Consider the following 16,172-nt stretch of genomic DNA (forward strand, 5'->3'; position numbering starts at 1 on the left):
GACCTGACCCGGACAGCGACTTGCCCGGGCCGCCGCGCCGCGCTCTCATTGGGCGGCCGGGCCGGAGGCGGAGCGACATGCCGGGGTCGGAAGCGGAACCTGAGGAGAGGACGGGCGAACTGACCCCCGTGGAGGCGCTCCGGGCCGCCGTGAACGCGCATCGTGCGGGCGACCTCGACGTCGCCGAGGCGGTCTACCGGCGCGTCCTCGCCGTCCTGCCCGAGATGCCGGACGCGCTCCACTTCTATGGGGTGCTGCACCACCAGCGCGGCCGGCCGCTCGAGGCCATCCGGCTCATCAGGCGCGCGATCGAGATCGACCCGGAGGATCCCGGCAAGCACGTCAATCTGGGCAACGTCTTCCTGGAGATCGACCGGCCGGACCTCGCCATGCAGGCGTACCGGATGACCATCGTCATGAATCCCGGACATGTCGGCGCGCGCAACAATCTTGGGGTCGCGCTGCGGGCCATGCGCCGGGTCGAGGAGGCCGAGGAGGTCTATCGCGAGGCCGTGGCGCTCGACCCGCAGCATCGGGACAGCTGGAGCAATCTCGGGCGGCTGCTCGCCAGCACGGGACGGCTCGCCGAGGCGGCCGAGTGCCACCTGCGGGCGCTGGAACTCGAGCCTGGTCACGAGCGCAGCCGGCGCGACCTCGTCTCCGCTTTCGGGGCCGTGAAGGAGACCGACCGGGCGATGCTTATCCTCCGGGACTGGCTGGCCGACGAGCCGGACAACCCGATGGGACGGCACCTGCTGGCCGCGTTTTCCGGCGAGGAGGTGCCGGAGCGGGCGAGCGACGGCTATGTGGAGACGCTGTTCGACGATTTCGCCGCGAGCTTCGACCACAAGCTCGCCTCGCTCGGCTACCGCGCGCCCGAACTCGTGGCCGGGCTGGTCGCCGAGGCATACGCCGACCGCAGGGCGGAGCTCGACATCCTCGATGCGGGCTGCGGGACCGGGCTCTGCGCGCCCCATCTTCGGCCTTTCGCGTCCCGGCTCACGGGCGTCGATCTCTCCCGCGGCATGCTGGAGAAGGCCGCGGCCCGGGGCGGCTACGACGAGCTGCGCCAGGCGGAGCTCACCGAATATCTCCGGGGCCGGACCGGAGCCCACGACGTCATCGTGTCGGCCGACACGCTCTGCTATTTCGGCGCGCTCGGCCCCGCCCTTGCCGCCGCCGCGGGAGCGCTTCGCCCGGGCGGTCGCCTGATCTTCAGCGTCGAGGAGGAGCTTGGGCCGGAGGGCTTCAGGCTCCACCCGCATGGGCGCTACTGCCATCGCGAAGATTACGTTCGCGCCGCCTTGCACGAGGCGGGGTTCGGCGTGGCAAGCCTGCACCGCGAGCAGCTCCGGATGGAGCGAGGCGAGCCCGTGACGGGCCTCGTCGTTGCGGCCGTGAGGACCGGCTAGACCTTCCGGCCGCGCGCGCTGGCGAGGAGGCGGGCCACCCGATCGATCGCGGCGCGATCGTCGTCGGTCTGCCCGGTCAGGAGCCGGAGCCACAGGAACCCGGAGAAGAGCTCGGCCAGCATCTCGATGTCGCCCGGCTCCACCTCGCCCCGCCGCGCCGCCTCGCCGAGGACGCCTCGGACGGGCTCGGACCAGCGCGGAAGGAAGCGCTCCCACAGGACGACGAGCGCCGCCTCGTTCGCCTGCGCCTCGGCCAGGAGGCCGCGCAGGGCGGCTCCCGCGGGCGAGCCGCGCCAGGCTCCGAGATAGGACCGGGCGAGCGCGGCGAGATCTGTCGCAAGACGGCCCGTCTCCGGCTCCGGGATCCGGGCGGCGCGGTCGGCGAAATAGACCTCCGCCAGCAGATCGGCCCGGTTCGGCCACCAGCGATAGATCGTGGGCTTCCCGGCCCCGGCCCGCCGCGCCACCTCGTCGACCGAGAAGCCGGCATAGCCCGCCTCCGCGAGCACCTCGCGGGCGGCCGCCAGCACGGCGGCCTCGGTGGCGGGATTGCGCCGCGCGCCGATCGATCTGCGCCGATCCTTCTCTCCCGGCAACGGGTGTCTCCCAGCTTATCGAATCAGAACGGATCGTTCCGGTTCAGCATGCGCCGAAACGATCCGTTCCGTTCAGGGCCGCTGATCGGAACGCACCGTTTCGATGCTGGCGAGCTTCAGAACGGCCCGTTCAGCCGGCCGTCATGGATTGCCGGATGGGAGCGCCGGTGGGACAAGGCCGCATGGGCGGAGATGTCGCGGGCGGGAGATCGGACAGGCCGGGGATCACCGCCGTCGTGGTGGCGTTCGATTCCGCCGAGGTCCTGCCGGCATGCCTCGGCGCGTTGCATGAGAACGGCGTCGAGGCGGTGGTCGTGGACAATGCCAGCCAGGACGGCTCGGCGGAGCTGGCCGGACGGCTCGGCGCCCGGGTCCTGAGCAATCGCCGCAACGAGGGCTACGGGCGGGCCTGCAACCGCGGCGCGGCCGTCGCTCACACGCCCTGGCTCCTCGTCGCGAACCCGGACGTGGTGCTGGAGCGCAACGCGGCGGAGGCGCTTCTGCGCGCCGCCGCACTCTATCCCGATGCCGGGATGCTGGCGCCGCGCATCGTCGAGCCGGATGGACGGTTCTTCTTCCAGCCGCGCTCGCTGCTCGCGCCCTATCTCCCCAATCCGGGCGGCCGGCGCAGCCCTCCGGAAGGCGATTGCTGCGCGCCCTTTCTGTCCGGCGCCTGCTTCATGATCAGGCGGGAGCTGTTCGCGCGGCTCGGCGGCTTCGACGAGCGCATCTTCCTCTTCTACGAGGACGACGACCTCTGCCGCCGCGTCGCCGATTCCGGGCACGCGCTCGTCCATGTCCACGAGGCGGTGGCGCGCCATGTCAGGGGGGGCTCGACGCGCTCACGCCCGGGGCGGGTCTTCGCGGCACGCTGGCACCTCGCCTGGTCGCGCGCCTATGCGGCGCGGAAATGGGGCCTGCCCGGCGGCGCGTTTCGCATCTTCGCGGTGAACGGCCTGAAGGTGGCGCTTGCCTGCCTGACCTTCCGGCGCTCTCTGGTGGAGCGCTATGCGGGTTCCGCGGCGGGAGCCTGGGCCTTCCTGCGGGGACGTACGGCGCTCGAGCGCGAGGGATTGCCGGAGCCGCGATGAAGGGCAGGGGAGGGGGAACCCGCACGATCGCGGCCGCGCTCGATGCGCCCGCCAACGCCTTCACGGCCCTGCGTCTGGGGCTGGCCCTCGCGGTCGTCGTGAGCCACGGCTTCAGCGTGGTGACCGGCCGGGTCGAGGACGAGCCGCTTCACCGGCTTACCGGCTTCACGCTCGGCGAGCACGCGGTCAACGGCTTCTTCGCCGTCTCCGGCTTCCTCGTCACGATGAGCTTCTGCCGGCGCGGCTGGCGCGATTACGTGATCGCCCGGGCGCTCCGGATCGCCCCGGGGCTCGTCGCCGCGACGCTCGTGGTCGCGCTCGTCCTCGGGACGGCCCTGACGCGGCTCTCCGCCGGCGAGTATCTGGCGAGCGCGGGCACCTGGCGCTTCGTCTCCGCCACGCTAACGACGCTGAAGAGCAACGCCGTCCTGCCCGGGCTCTTCGCCGAGAACCCGTTCCGCATGCCGATGGGGACGGTCTGGACGTTGAAATACGAGGTGCTCTGCTATCTCGGCGTGCTTCTCGCCGGTCTCGCCGGCCTCTTCAGGTTCCGGTGGGTCGCGGCAGCCGTCGCGGGCGGCCTCTTCCTGGCGGTAGCCGCGCTCGATTGGCTTTCGCCGGAGGCGTCCAAGGGGGTTCAGACGGCCTTGCGCCTGCCTTTCCTCTTCGCCGCCGGGGGCGCGCTCTTCGTGTGGCGCGACCGGGTGCCCGTCTCCGGTCCGCTCGCGCTCGCGCTCGCGCTCGCAGCCGCGCTTGCGGCCGGAAGTCCGGCCTACGGCGCCCTCCTGTTCGCGGCCGAGGCCTACGGGGTCATCTATCTTGGCCTTGCGCCCGCGCTCGCCCGGCCGTCCTTCGACCTTTCGCAGGACCTCTCCTACGGCGTCTATCTGTACGGCTGGCCGGTACAGCAGGCGCTGCGGCAGCTCTGGCCCAAGGCGGGCATCCCGGAACTGCTCGCCCCCTCGCTCCTGATCGCGCTCGCGGCCGGTTGGCTGTCCTGGCGTCTCGTCGAGGCGCCCGCGCTCGCCCTGAAGGCGCGCGCCTTCGGCCGGCGCACGATCAGGACGATCGAGCCCGCAGCGCCCTGACCGCCGCCACCAGCTCGTCCACCTGGCCGGTCGAGAGAAGCGGAATCAGACCCGCGACGTCGCGGTCCGGAAGGTCCCACCAGGCCGTCTCCAGCAGCGCCTCGACCCGCTCTTCCGTGAACCGCGTCCGGATCGGCCGGGCCGGGTTGCCGCCCACGATCGCGTAGGGCGGCACGTCCTTCGTGACGACGGCGCGTGCGGCGACGACGGCGCCGTGCCCGATGGCGACGCCCGACATGATCATGGCGGCCGAGCCGAGCCAGACATCGGACCCGATAACCACGTCCCCGCGGCTGCCGTGGTAGGCGCTACCGCTCGCCGCGGCCCCCGGCCAGAGCTCCGGAAAGGCCGCGAACGGGAAGGTGGTCACCCAGTCCGTGCGGTGGTTGCCGCCGAGCAGGATCTCGACCTTGTCGGCGATTGAGCAGAAGCGGCCGATGGTGAGCTTCGCGCCCGATTCGGGGAACCGGACCTTCGGCCGCCCGTAGGAATGCGCGCCGATCGAGAAGCCGTAGCGCCGGGAGAGATGCGCGAGGTGCAGGGCGGTCGCGTTGTGCGGATTGCGCCAGTTCCGGATCCGGTGACGTAGATTCATCGGCTTCCCGCCCGCGCAGCGAGGGCGGGGGCTGAACAGCGGCGGCCCGGGGGGTTAAGGGAACGGCACGGGCGGGGGCCCGGGGCTCTGGAGAAGCTGATGGCGGACGTCACGGAAGACCTGCGGTCGGGGGCTCTCTTCTATCACCGCAACCCGCGCCCGGGGAAAATCGAGATCCAGCCGACGAAGCCGCTCGGCAACCAGCGCGACCTGGCGCTTGCCTATACGCCCGGGGTGGCCGCGGCCTGCGAGGCGATCGCGGCCGATCCGGCCGAGGCCGCCGGCCTCACCTCCCGCCAGAATCTCGTCGCCGTCGTGTCCAACGGCACAGCCGTGCTCGGGCTCGGCAATATCGGGCCGCTCGCCTCCAAGCCCGTGATGGAGGGGAAGTCCGTCCTCTTCAAGAAATTCGCCGGGATCGACGTGTTCGACATCGAGGTCGCGGAGAACGACGTCGACCGGCTCGTGGACGTCGTCGCGGCGCTCGAGCCGACCTTCGGGGGGATCAACCTGGAGGACATCAAGGCGCCGGAATGTTTCGAGGTCGAGGAGCGGCTGAAGGCCCGGATGGGCATTCCCGTCTTCCACGACGACCAGCACGGGACGGCGATCATCGTGGCGGCGGCGGTCGTGAACGCGATGGAGCTCGCCTCGAAGAAGCTCGCCGACATCAAGGTCGTGACCTCCGGCGCCGGCGCGGCCGCGCTCGCGACCCTGAACCTGCTCGTTTCGCTCGGGGTGAAGCGCGAGAACATCTGGGTCACGGATATCGAGGGGGTCGTCTACGAGGGCCGCAACGTCCTCATGGACCGCTGGAAGGAACCCTACGCGCAGAGGACGGAACTCCGGACCCTCGCCGAGGTGATCGAGAGCGCGGACGTCTTCATCGGTCTCTCCGCCGGCGGAGTGCTGAAGCCCGAGATGCTGCAGCGCATGGCGCCCGTGCCGCTGATCATGGCGCTCGCCAACCCGACACCCGAGATCATGCCGGACCTGGCGCGCGCGGCGCGGCCGGATGCGCTCATCTGCACCGGCCGGTCGGATTTCCCGAACCAGGTGAACAACGTCCTCTGCTTCCCGTACATCTTCCGCGGCGCGCTCGACGTTGCGGCCTCCACGATCAACGAGGCCATGAAGGCGGCGGCGGTCGAGGCCATCGCAGGGCTCGCCCGCGAGGCGCCGTCGGACGTCGTCGCCCGGGCCTATGGCGGCGAGGCCCGGCCCTTCGGGCCCGATTCGCTCATCCCGAGCCCCTTCGATCCGCGCCTCATCCTCCGGATCGCGCCTGCGGTCGCGAAGGCGGCCATGGAGACGGGCGTGGCGCGCCGGCCCCTGCCGGACCTTGCCGCCTATGCCGAATCGCTCGGCCGCTTCGTCTTCCGCTCGGGCTTCATCATGAAGCCGCTCTTCACGGCGGCGCGCGAGGAGCCGAAGCGGGTTATCTATGCCGAGGGCGAGGACGAGCGCGTGCTCCGCGCCGTGCAGGCCGTCGTCGAGGAGCGGATCGCACGGCCGATCCTGATCGGGCGGCCCTCGGTCGTGGAGACGCGCCTCAGGCGCTTCGGCCTCTCGATGGCGATCGGGCGCGAGTTCGACCTCATCAACCCCGAGGACGATCCGCGCTACCGCGACTACGTGGCGACCTATCTGGAGGCCGCAGGCCGGAAGGGCATCACGCCGGATGCTGCCCGCACGCTGGTGCGGACGAACTCGACCGTGATCGGCGCGATCGCGCTCCGGCGCGGAGATGCGGATGCGCTGATCTGCGGCCTTGAGGGCCGCTTCCAGTCCAACCTGCGCCACATCTCGAACATCCTCGGCCTCGCGCCGGGCGCGCGCCAGATGGCCGCGATGAGCCTCCTCATCACCAGCAAGGGCGCCTATTTCCTTGCCGATACGCATGTCACGGCCGAGCCCACGGCCGAGGAGCTCGCCGACATGACGCTCGCCTGCGCGGGCCATGTGCGCCGGTTCGGCATCGAGCCGCGGATCGCGCTCCTGTCGCATTCGGATTTCGGCTCGGCCGACACGGCCTCCGCCCGCAAGATGCAGCGCGCGCTGGCCCTCATCCAGGCGCGGGCTCCAGGCCTCGTGGTCGACGGCGAGATGGCGGCCGACACCGCCCTTCTCCAGACCATCCGGGACCGCGTGAACCCCGCCTCCACCCTGAAGGGCGAGGCCAACGTCCTCATCATGCCGAACCTGGACGCCGCGAACATCGCGCTGCAGATCGTGAAGGTGCTGGCCGACGCGCTGCCCGTTGGCCCCATCCTTCTCGGGCCGGCCAAGCCCGCCCACATCCTCACGCCCTCGGTCACGGCGCGCGGCATCGTCAACGTGACGGCGGTCGCGGTCGTCGAGGCGCAGACGCGTCTGCCGCGTCAGGACGAGGACTGAGACCTATTCCGCGGTCGCGTTGATCTCGACCTTGTCGAGCAGCTCGGTCGGATCGGAGACCCCGGCCAGGTCCGCGATGCCGAGCCCCGCGCCGTCGCGTGCCCGCATCTCGATCGTGAGGCGCCCCGGCCTCGCGATGAAGCGCGCCACGGCCTGCCCGATCTCCTTGGCCGCCGGCGAGTTGCCGAGCATGACGGGTATCCCGATGGCGGCCGTCATGCCGTATTCGCGCCGCAGATCGTCGACGCCCCGCTTCTTCTCCGCCGCTTTCCGCGACAGGAAGCGCTCCAGGAGACCCGCATCCTGGACCACGACATCGAGCGCGCGCGCGCTCGCCCCCATCCAGGCGATCGCAGCCAGTGTCGGATCGGCGCCGAAGGCCTCCCGTCCCACATCACCCACCACGCCGCGGACGAGCACGCTCCCCATCCCGGCGCCCTCCGCGGAGATCTCCCGGATGACGAGCTCCTGGCCCGGCTCGTTCCACGCGAGATGGGCCGTGAGGGAGGCATCGACCCGGTCGTAGCCGAGAGCGAGAAGCTGCCTCGCCGTATTGTCCTTTGCGGCCGCCGCGATCGGCACCGAGACGTTCCGCAGCGAGACGCGCATGTCCGTCGGCAGGCCCTCGACCACCTTGTCCGCGAGGAACTCGGCCGCACCGACGGACATCCTCACGGGAGGGCGGCCTTCGGCCGGCTCACCCTTCGCGTCCACTTCGATCCCGCTCAGCCGGATCGAGCCGATGACGGGGACGAGCCGCCTGAGCTCGGCGGCCGAGAGCTCGGCGGTCTTGCCCGCGAGCTCGCGTGCGGCCGCCAGGGCGGGAGCGATCGAGACGCCGCCCATCGAAAAGCTCGCCACGCGGACCCGGCCGTCCTCGCCGCCCGCCTCGATCTCCTCGATGCGGAACTCGCCCCCGCCCTGACCTGCCGTATAGGCGACGCGGCCGATGCGCCCGGCCGCCTCCTTCCCGCCGGCATCCGAGAACGCGATGCCGGTCGCCTCGACGGAGCCGACCTCGAACGCGTCGAAGAGATCGGCCATCGCGCCGATCACGCGGCCGCGCTCCGCCGGGGCGGCCTTGTCCAGGTCGGTATGGCCGGCGACGGCATCCGCGGTCGCGATCCACCCATCCTTCGTCGGCCTGGCCCGGAAGTCGCGCCCCGACATGCGGGCGATGCTCGAACGGGCGCCCTTCGGTCCCTCGGTCGCGATCCTCTCGACCGAAAATGCGCCGTAGACCCGGCGCAGCTCCGCGGGTCCGCCTGCTGCGGGAATCTCGAGCAGGGCCATCATGACGCCGAGATCGACCTCGCTCATCTCCATGCGGCCGAAGGTGCCGCGGGAGGGGCCTTCCGGCCCGAGCCCTTCGAAACTCCCGTCGGCCGCCGAGGCGCTCGCGACGCGGCCGTCCCCGATGCCGGACAGGCGAATGTCGTGGTATGTGGAGGATTGCCGGCCGGCGCCGGTCTGCGTCTCGGCCCGCAGCTCGGGGATAACGATCTCGGAAGCCGCGAGCGTCCTCACTCGCTCCGCCAGCGGGACCGCCGAGCCCGGGTCGAGGATGCGCGCGAGCTCGTCCCGCGAGAGGCTCGTTCCGCGGATTTCCGCCGTCGGGATCAGATAGGTCGTCGGTCCGGCCGCGAGCCGGAGATTCGCTGCCCTGTACCCGGCCGCGTTCTGCGTGACCGAGAAGGGTCCGGCCGGCACGGCAACCGAGGCCGGCCCGCCAGGGCCCGCCTGGGCGGCGAGCCGCGGCCGCTCTTCGGCGGTCGCATGACCCTGAAGTGCCGCCGCTGCGATGCAGGCCAGCAGACACAGCCGCACGCCCCGGAGGACGCGCCCCGATTCGACCATCCCGCTCTCCGATCGAGGATAGAGACCCGGAGAGGAGACGGCCGGGTCGTCAGAGGGAGAAGGATGTACCGCAGCCGCAGGAGGATGTCGCCTGCGGGTTCTCGATCTTGAACGACTGGCCGATCAGGTCGTCCACGAAATCGACCACCGACCCCTTCAGGAACTGCAGCGAGGTCTCGTCCACGAGCACCGTCGCGCCGTCGCGCTCGACGACGATGTCGTCGGGCTGGCGGGTGCGGTCGATGTCGAAGCCGTACTGGAAGCCCGAGCAGCCGCCGCCGTTGACGCTGATGCGCAGCATGGAGCCGGCCGGCTCGTCTGCCAGGATCTCGCCGATGCGGCGCGCGGCGGTCTCGGTCAGTCTGATCTCGTCGGAGGTCTGAACGTGCATGGCCTGAGCTTGCGGTTCGTCTCGGGCCCAAGGTAAGGCGCGCATGGAAGCCCTTCAACCCGGAAGACCTCGTGCGGCCCCACGGCGAGCGCTGGCGCGCAGCCTATTCCTGCCATCCCGGGGAGAGCCGCGGCCGCCTCCATCCGGAGCACCCGTCCCCGACCCGGTCCGAGTTCCAGCGCGACCGCGACCGGATCATCCACTCGACCGCCTTCCGGCGCCTCACGCACAAGACCCAGGTCTTCATCTACCACGAGGGCGACCACTTCCGGACGCGGCTGACCCATACGCTCGAAGTGAGCCAGATCGCCCGGTCGCTCGCGCGCTCGCTGGGCCTAGACGAGGATCTCGCCGAGGCGGTGGCCCTCTCGCACGATCTCGGCCACACCCCGTTCGGGCATACGGGCGAGGATGCGCTGGAGGCCTGCCTCGCGTCGTTCGGCGGGTTCGACCACAACGCGCAGGCGCTCCGGATCGTGACGCGGCTCGAACGCCGCTACGCCGCCTATGACGGGCTGAACCTCACCTTCGAGACGCTCGAGGGGCTCGTGAAGCATAACGGGCCGCTTCTCGGGGAGGATGGCCGGCCGACGGAGCGCTACCGGCGCCACGGCATTCCGCCCGCCATCACGGAATACGACGCGCTCCAGCCGCTCGGCCTTTCGGGCCATGCCTTGGCGGAGGCGCAGGCGGCCGCGATCGCCGACGACATCGCCTACAACGCGCATGATCTCGATGACGGCCTCCGGGCCAGGATACTCGATCCCGAGGAGCTCCGTTCCGTGCCCTTCCTCGACGGTCTCCTGCGCGAGATCGACGCGGCCGGCCCGGACCTCGATCCCTCCCGCCGGACGCATGAGCTCACGCGGCGCGTGATCACCCGGCTCGTCGAGGACGTGCTGGACGAAAGCGACCGCCGCCTGCGCGCTCTTCGGCCGATATCCGCCGACGACATCCGGGCGGCCGGAGCGCCGGTCGTCGCCTTCTCCGACGCGATGGCGGAGGCGGACCGCTCCATCAAGGGCTTCCTGTTTCCGAAGCTCTACAAGCATCCCCGCCTGATGTCGGTCCGGCTCGACGCGGAGGCGATCGTCCACGACCTCTTCCGGAAGCTGACGCAGGAGCCCCGGCTTCTGCCGGAGGATTGGCGTCAGGACCTTGCCGGGGCGCCTGATGCGAAGCTCGCCCGCCGCGTCGCGGACTACATCGCCGGCATGACGGACCGCTACGCGATCCTGGAGCATCGCCGCCTGTTCGGAAGCACGCCCGACCTGCGCATCGCGTGAGCGGGACCTCAGCTGCGGCAGCCGCTCCACGGGTTGAGCGTCGAGACCCCCGTGGGTGCGAAGTCCTTCGTGTTGCGCGTCACCACCGTCAGCCCATGCACGAGCGCGGTCGCGGCGATCAACGCGTCGCGGTCCGGCAGGGGATCGGGTATGTGGAGCGGAGCGCATCGCTGCGCGACCGCAAGGTCGATCGGCAGGATGCGTCTCGAGAACTCCTGTAGGACGTGGTCCATCCAGCTCCGCAGACGCGAGGAGTGCTCGGCGTCCTTGCGCGCAAGCCGCAGGATTCCAAGCTCGATCTCCAGGATGGTGATCGCACTCAGATGGAATTCTGCGGCGCGCTGAGCTTTCGCCCATTGAAGCACGCCGCCATCCGCACGATCGGGGCGCCTCAGTTCCGAGACGACGTTCGTATCGAGCAGAAACATCAGATCAGGTCGGGAACCGAGAGCAACGCGCCGTGCAAGCGCGGCGGTTCGAATTCGAAGTCCTGCGCCTCCGCCGGTGCGATCGCGTCCAGAAGGCTCGGTCCTCCCTCGGTCAGACGTCGGTAATCCTCTATGCTGAGGAGGACGTGAGACGGTGTCCCCCGATCCGTGATCAGCACCGGGCCATTCTCCGCGGCTCTCTTTGCGCGCGCGGTATCCTGGTTGAACTCACGGCTCGTCATCCGCGACACCGTCATGGCGGTCTCCCGAGGGGTTGTTTCTACTTTACTACATTGGAGCGAGGCGAGACAGGGGCCAGCGCACCGGAGGGTGCGTGACACTCGCGCTTCGGGTTGCTAGAGGGTCGCGCTCACCAGCGATCCTGCGTCATTCCACGAGCCGGCTCCGTTCCGGTCGCGCCTGCGAACACGGATTCCATGAACATCTTCGGGCTTTTCGAGCGCCGCGTCGGCGAGGCTCTCGACCGCCTGGCGGCAGCCGGGAAGATCCCGGCCGGCATCGACACGTCCAAGGTCCTTGTCGAGCCGCCGCGCGACGCGAGCCACGGCGATCTTGCGACGAACGCCGCCATGGCGGTCGCGAAGGCGGCGAAGACCAATCCGCGCCAGCTCGCGGAGCTGATCGCGGAGGACCTGCGGACCGATCCCCGCGTCAGCGAGGCTTCCGTCGCAGGGCCCGGCTTCATCAACATGTCGCTGCACCCGCATGTCCTGCACGACGTGGTCCGGGCGGCCCTGCTGGATACTGCGGGCTTCGGCCGGAGCGGGCAGGGGGCCGGCGCGGCCGTGAACGTGGAATACGTCTCCGCGAACCCGACGGGACCCATGCATGTCGGCCACGGCCGCGGGGCGGTGTTCGGCGATGCGCTCGCGAACCTTCTCGCCTTCGCGGGCTACAAGGTGACGCGCGAGTACTACGTGAACGACGCCGGCGCGCAGGTGGACGTTCTCGCCCGCTCGGCCTTCCTACGCTATCGCGAGGCGCTTGGGGACGCGATCGGAGAGATCCCAGAGGGGCTCTATCCGGGTGACTACCTCGTGCCGGTCGGCCAGGCGCTTGCGGAGCGGCACGGTCCGGCTTTGCGCGACCTGCCCGAGGCGGAGTGGCTACCGGTCGTTCGGGCGGCCGCGATCGAGGCCATGATGGCGCTCATCCGCGACGATCTCGCCTCCCTCGACATCCGGCATGACGTCTTCTTCTCCGAGCGCTCCCTTACCAAGGGAGAGGTCGACAAGATCGGCGAGACGATCGAGGAGTTGCGTGCGCGGGGCCTCGTCTACGAGGGCCGGCTGCCGCCGCCGAAGGGTCAGCTTCCGGACGACTGGGAGGACCGCGAGCAAACGCTGTTCCGGGCGACCGCGTTCGGCGACGATGTCGACCGCCCGCTGCTCAAGTCGGACGGCTCCTACACCTATTTCGCGGCCGACATCGCCTATCACCGCTCGAAGTTCGAGCGTGGCTTCGCGACCATGATCGACGTCTGGGGGGCCGATCACGGCGGCTACGTGAAGCGCATGCAGGCCGCCGTGCAGGCCGTGAGCGGCGGCAGGGCGGAGCTCGACGTGAAGCTCTGCCAGCTGGTCAAGCTCCTGCGCGGCGGCGAGCCCGTGAAGATGTCGAAGCGGGCGGGCGACTTCGTCACGCTGCGCGAGGTCGTCGACGAGGTCGGGCGCGACCCGGTCCGGTTCATGATGCTGTACCGGAAGAACGACGCGCCGCTCGATTTCGACCTCGCCAAGGTGCTCGAACAGTCGAAGGACAACCCGGTCTTCTACGTCCAGTATGCCCATGCCCGCTGCGCCTCGGTGTTCCGGCAGGCGGGCGAAGCTTTCCCGGGCAGGGTGCCTGCGCTGGAGGAACTGGCGACGGCGGACCTGTCGCTCCTCGCCGACGAGGCGGAGCTGGAGCTGCAGCGGCGGATCGCGCAGTATCCGCGGATCGTCGAGGCCGCGGCGCAGGCGCACGAGCCGCACCGGATCGCGTTCTACCTCTACGACCTCTCGAGCGTGTTCCACGGATTGTGGAACAAAGGCAAAGACTTGCCGCAATTACGCTTTGTTAAGCATGACGATGAAAGATCAACGCGGGCGCGGCTCGCCCTTCTGGGCGCGCTGAAGGCAGTGCTGGCGTCGGGGCTCGGGACCCTCGGCGTGAGTGCGCCTGACGAGATGCGGTGATGCCTTTCGTTCTGCGGGGGCATCTGCGGAACGGCGCCGGCGCAAGCTTCAGCTGAGCGTCTCGTGCCAGCCCCGGTGCTGAGTTGGGTCCAGGTATGAGCGACACGGGACAGAATCGCTTCGAGATCGATCTCGACGAGATCGAGCGCCAGCTCCGGCGGTCGGCAGAGCTCGGCCCGTCGGCGCCGCCTGCGCAATCCGATCCGTTGGCCGAGCTCGCCCGTATCGTCGGGCAGGACGATCCCTTCCTCAACATCCTGGGCGAAGCGAAGAAGACGGGGGCGGTACGGGAGCGGCAGGAGCCCAAGCTCGACACGCCGCCTCCTCCGGCCGAACCTGTCCGCGAGCCGCGCCGCAGCCAGGCCGATGCCGTCCTGACGGCGGAGGACCGGAGCGTGCTCGGCACCGGGCAGCCCGCCCGCGACGAAGGCGCGCTTTCGGCCGCGCCGGAGCCGTTCGATCCCGTCGCGCGCAGCTTCGGACGCGAGGCCGACGCATTCGACGAGGGCGACTTCACGCCCATGCCGACTCCGCGCTCGCGCCGCCGGCTCGGCGCCGTGATGGCGCTCGTGGCGCTGACCACCGTCGGCGTCGCCGGGGCCTATACCTGGCGCAAGATGGGCGGCGATCTCGCTCAGTCCGGCCCGCCGCCGCTGATCACGGCCGACAATGCGCCGCTCAAGGTCGCGCCGGAGAACCCGGGCGGCATGGATATCCCGAACCAGAACAAGCAGATCTTCGAGGGGCGGACGGATGCCGGCCGCTCCCGCGTGCTCGACCGGCAGGAGCAGCCGATCGACGTGCGCGAGGCCGCGCGGCAGATGGCGCAGCCCGAGCCGCCCCCGCCGCAGCCCGCGATCCCGCCCGCGAATGGCGGGATCGCGGGCGCGCCGCCCCCGGCCGTGGTCGCGGTCGCGCCCTCCTCGGCCGAGACCTCCGTACCCCCCGGCGTGAACGCCACCGTGTCGCCGCCTGCACCGCCCCCTGCGGCCGCGCCCCGCAACCCGGCGCTGAGCGCCCTCGGCGAGCCCCGGCGGGTGCGCACCGTGGCGGTCAGGCCCGACGGGACTCCCATCGGGGCTTCCGGCGGGCTCATGGTGAGCGATCCCAACCTTCCGGTCCTGCCGACCGGCCAGGCCCCGCCGCCCGTCACCCGGCCGACCATCTCGATCCCGTCAACTCCCGCCGCGCCGCCGCCGCCCGAGGCCGCGCCTGCGGCATCCTCGGCGACGCCCTCCGCCGACGGCAGCACGCCGCCCGCCACGGCGACGCCGGTTCAGGTCCTGCCTCCCTCGCGCCCGCGCTCGGCCGCTGCCGCAGCCGCACCGGAACCCGCCGCGACGGGCGCGGCGGAGCAGAGCTCCGGCGGGCTCTTCCAGCACGCGGATGTCGGACGGACCGATGCCGGCGACAGCCCCGCCCCGGCCGGCGGCCCGGCCGTCTCGGTGCGGCCGCCCTCGCGTCCCGCGCGGCTTGGCCAGCGCGTCGCCGCGACGGACGCCGTCGCCGAACTGCCCGAACAGGCCGCCGCGACGGCGGCCGCCGGCTCGCGTACCTATGCGGTGCAGCTCGCCGTCCGGCCGACCGAGGAGGCCGCGCGGGCCGCCTATGATCAGCTCGCCGACAAGTTCGCGACCGATCTCGGCGGCAAGCCTGCGACCGTGACCCAGGCGCAGGTGAACGGGCGTTCCGTCTTCCGCGTCCGCGTGACGCCGCTCTCGCGCGAGGACGCCAACACGCTCTGCACGCGCCTGAAAGCCTCGGGCGGGCAGTGCTTCGTCGTGGCGAACTGAGCCGGGGACCGACGTGGCGAGCCCCCGCGCCTTCATCGCCGGCTGCGCCGGCCAGAGCCTCACGGCGGAAGAGGTCGCGTTCTTCCGCGATGCCGATCCGCTCGGCTTCATCCTGTTCCGCCGCAACATCGCCGATCCGGACCAGGTCCGGGCGCTGACGGCGGCTTTGCGGGAGGCGGTCGGGCGCGCGGACGCGCCTGTCCTCGTCGACCAGGAGGGCGGGCGCGTGCAGCGGCTCGGACCCCCGCATTGGCCGCGATATCCGGCCGGCCGCGCCTATGGACGCCTCGCGGCCGATCTCGCCGGCCGCAGCGCCTGTGCGCGGACGGGCGCGCGGCTGATCGCGCATGACCTCCGATCCGTCGGCATCGACGTGGATTGCCTTCCGGTGCTCGACGTGCCGGTCCCGGGCGCGCACGACATCATCGGCGACCGCGCCTACGACACGGATCCGGCCGCCGTCGCCGTTCTCGGCCGCGCGGCGGCTGAGGGCCTGCTGGCGGGCGGCGTGCTCCCGGTCGTCAAGCACATTCCGGGGCATGGCCGGGCCGGGGTGGACAGCCACGAGAGCCTGCCCCGCGTCTCGGCGAGCCTCGCCGAGCTCCGCGCGCAGGATTTCCCGCCCTTCCGCGCGCTCGCCGACATGCCGATCGCGATGACGGCGCATGTCGTCTACGAGGCGATCGACCCTGACCGACCGGCCACCACCTCGCCCCTGGTCGTATCGGAGATCATCCGCGGCGAGATCGGCTTCGGCGGCCTGCTCCTCACCGACGATCTCTCCATGAGGGCGCTGTCCGGCTCCTTCCGCGAACGCGCGGAGGCGGCCTTGCGGGCCGGGGTCGACGTCGTCCTCCACTGCAACGGCGATCTTGCCGAGGCGCGCGCCGTGGCCGAAGCCGCGCCCCGGCTCTCGGGCGAGAGCGCGCGCCGCGTCGCCGCCGCCCAGGCGCGCATCGCCGGACCTCCTCCGGCCTTCGATGTTGTGGACGCGCGGCGAGGTTTCGAGGCGGCGCTTGCCGAGGCCGCCTGACGCGTCA

14 protein-coding genes are annotated in these 16,172 nt (G+C 71.1%); 8 read left to right on the forward strand and 6 right to left on the reverse strand.

The window, feature by feature from the left end; genetic code table 11:
* The first annotated feature begins 77 nt into the window (after positions 1-77).
* On the forward strand, positions 78-1,412 hold the full coding sequence (locus HJG44_RS13310) for a tetratricopeptide repeat protein (protein ID WP_171218820.1): 1,335 nt from the start codon (positions 78-80) through the stop codon (positions 1,410-1,412).
* On the opposite strand, the gene HJG44_RS13315 is transcribed toward HJG44_RS13310, so the two are convergent.
* On the reverse strand, positions 1,409-2,008 hold the full coding sequence (locus HJG44_RS13315) for a TetR/AcrR family transcriptional regulator (protein ID WP_171218821.1): 600 nt from the start codon (positions 2,006-2,008) through the stop codon (positions 1,409-1,411). The genes HJG44_RS13310 and HJG44_RS13315 overlap by 4 nt on opposite strands.
* A 182-nt stretch (positions 2,009-2,190) precedes the next feature.
* Between HJG44_RS13315 and HJG44_RS13320 the strand changes: the two genes are divergently transcribed.
* Together HJG44_RS13320 and HJG44_RS13325 are read left to right on the forward strand one after the other, a co-directional pair.
* Positions 2,191-3,099 carry a glycosyltransferase family 2 protein gene (locus tag HJG44_RS13320; protein ID WP_171218822.1) on the forward strand — a complete coding sequence of 303 codons (909 nt, stop codon included), beginning with the start codon at positions 2,191-2,193 and terminating at the stop codon, positions 3,097-3,099.
* Entirely contained in the window at positions 3,096-4,187 is a 1,092-nt protein-coding gene (locus HJG44_RS13325) for an acyltransferase family protein (protein ID WP_171218823.1), read from the forward strand. Before HJG44_RS13320 ends, HJG44_RS13325 begins: the two co-directional genes overlap by 4 nt.
* Here HJG44_RS13325 and HJG44_RS13330 read toward each other — a convergent pair.
* Positions 4,159-4,782: a CatB-related O-acetyltransferase gene (locus HJG44_RS13330; RefSeq protein WP_171218824.1), complete on the reverse strand. Its 624-nt coding sequence runs from the start codon at positions 4,780-4,782 to the stop codon at positions 4,159-4,161. The two genes, HJG44_RS13325 and HJG44_RS13330, sit on opposite strands and share 29 nt — an antisense overlap.
* A 99-nt stretch (positions 4,783-4,881) precedes the next feature.
* On the opposite strand from HJG44_RS13330, the gene HJG44_RS13335 reads away from it, so the two are divergent.
* On the forward strand, positions 4,882-7,179 hold the full coding sequence (locus tag HJG44_RS13335; RefSeq protein WP_171218825.1) for an NADP-dependent malic enzyme: 2,298 nt from the start codon (positions 4,882-4,884) through the stop codon (positions 7,177-7,179).
* Between the two features lie 3 nt (positions 7,180-7,182).
* Here HJG44_RS13335 and HJG44_RS13340 read toward each other — a convergent pair whose 3' ends face one another.
* Positions 7,183-9,036: a hypothetical protein gene (locus HJG44_RS13340; protein ID WP_171218826.1), complete on the reverse strand. Its 1,854-nt coding sequence runs from the start codon at positions 9,034-9,036 to the stop codon at positions 7,183-7,185.
* 49 nt (positions 9,037-9,085) lie between these two features.
* Positions 9,086-9,427, reverse strand: a complete 342-nt coding sequence (gene erpA / locus HJG44_RS13345; protein WP_171218827.1) for an iron-sulfur cluster insertion protein ErpA — start codon at positions 9,425-9,427, stop codon at positions 9,086-9,088.
* Between the two features lie 71 nt (positions 9,428-9,498).
* Between erpA and HJG44_RS13350 the strand changes: the two genes are divergently transcribed.
* Positions 9,499-10,713 carry a deoxyguanosinetriphosphate triphosphohydrolase gene (locus HJG44_RS13350; RefSeq protein ID WP_171218828.1) on the forward strand — a complete coding sequence of 405 codons (1,215 nt, stop codon included), beginning with the start codon at positions 9,499-9,501 and terminating at the stop codon, positions 10,711-10,713.
* 8 nt (positions 10,714-10,721) lie between these two features.
* Here HJG44_RS13350 and HJG44_RS13355 read toward each other — a convergent pair whose 3' ends face one another.
* Positions 10,722-11,141: a type II toxin-antitoxin system VapC family toxin gene (locus tag HJG44_RS13355; RefSeq protein WP_171218829.1), complete on the reverse strand. Its 420-nt coding sequence runs from the start codon at positions 11,139-11,141 to the stop codon at positions 10,722-10,724.
* Positions 11,141-11,398 (reverse strand): type II toxin-antitoxin system Phd/YefM family antitoxin, encoded by a 258-nt coding sequence (locus tag HJG44_RS13360; RefSeq protein ID WP_171218830.1) that lies wholly within the window; start codon positions 11,396-11,398, stop codon positions 11,141-11,143. The genes HJG44_RS13355 and HJG44_RS13360 overlap by 1 nt, the downstream gene beginning before the upstream one ends.
* 180 nt (positions 11,399-11,578) lie before the next feature.
* Between HJG44_RS13360 and argS the strand changes: the two genes are divergently transcribed.
* From argS to nagZ, 3 genes are all read left to right on the forward strand, one after another.
* Positions 11,579-13,339 carry an arginine--tRNA ligase gene (gene argS, locus HJG44_RS13365; protein ID WP_171218831.1) on the forward strand — a complete coding sequence of 587 codons (1,761 nt, stop codon included), beginning with the start codon at positions 11,579-11,581 and terminating at the stop codon, positions 13,337-13,339.
* A 95-nt stretch (positions 13,340-13,434) separates the two neighbouring features.
* Positions 13,435-15,132, forward strand: a complete 1,698-nt coding sequence (locus tag HJG44_RS13370) for an SPOR domain-containing protein (RefSeq protein WP_171218832.1) — start codon at positions 13,435-13,437, stop codon at positions 15,130-15,132.
* Positions 15,133-15,145: 13 nt separating this feature from the next.
* Complete coding sequence (nagZ, locus tag HJG44_RS13375) at positions 15,146-16,165, forward strand: beta-N-acetylhexosaminidase (protein ID WP_171218833.1); 1,020 nt, start codon at positions 15,146-15,148, stop codon at positions 16,163-16,165.
* The last annotated feature ends 7 nt before the right edge of the window (positions 16,166-16,172 follow it).

Origin of the sequence: Enterovirga aerilata, from assembly GCF_013044135.1 — a bacterium.
Classification (GTDB): domain Bacteria; phylum Pseudomonadota; class Alphaproteobacteria; order Rhizobiales; family Beijerinckiaceae; genus Enterovirga; species Enterovirga aerilata.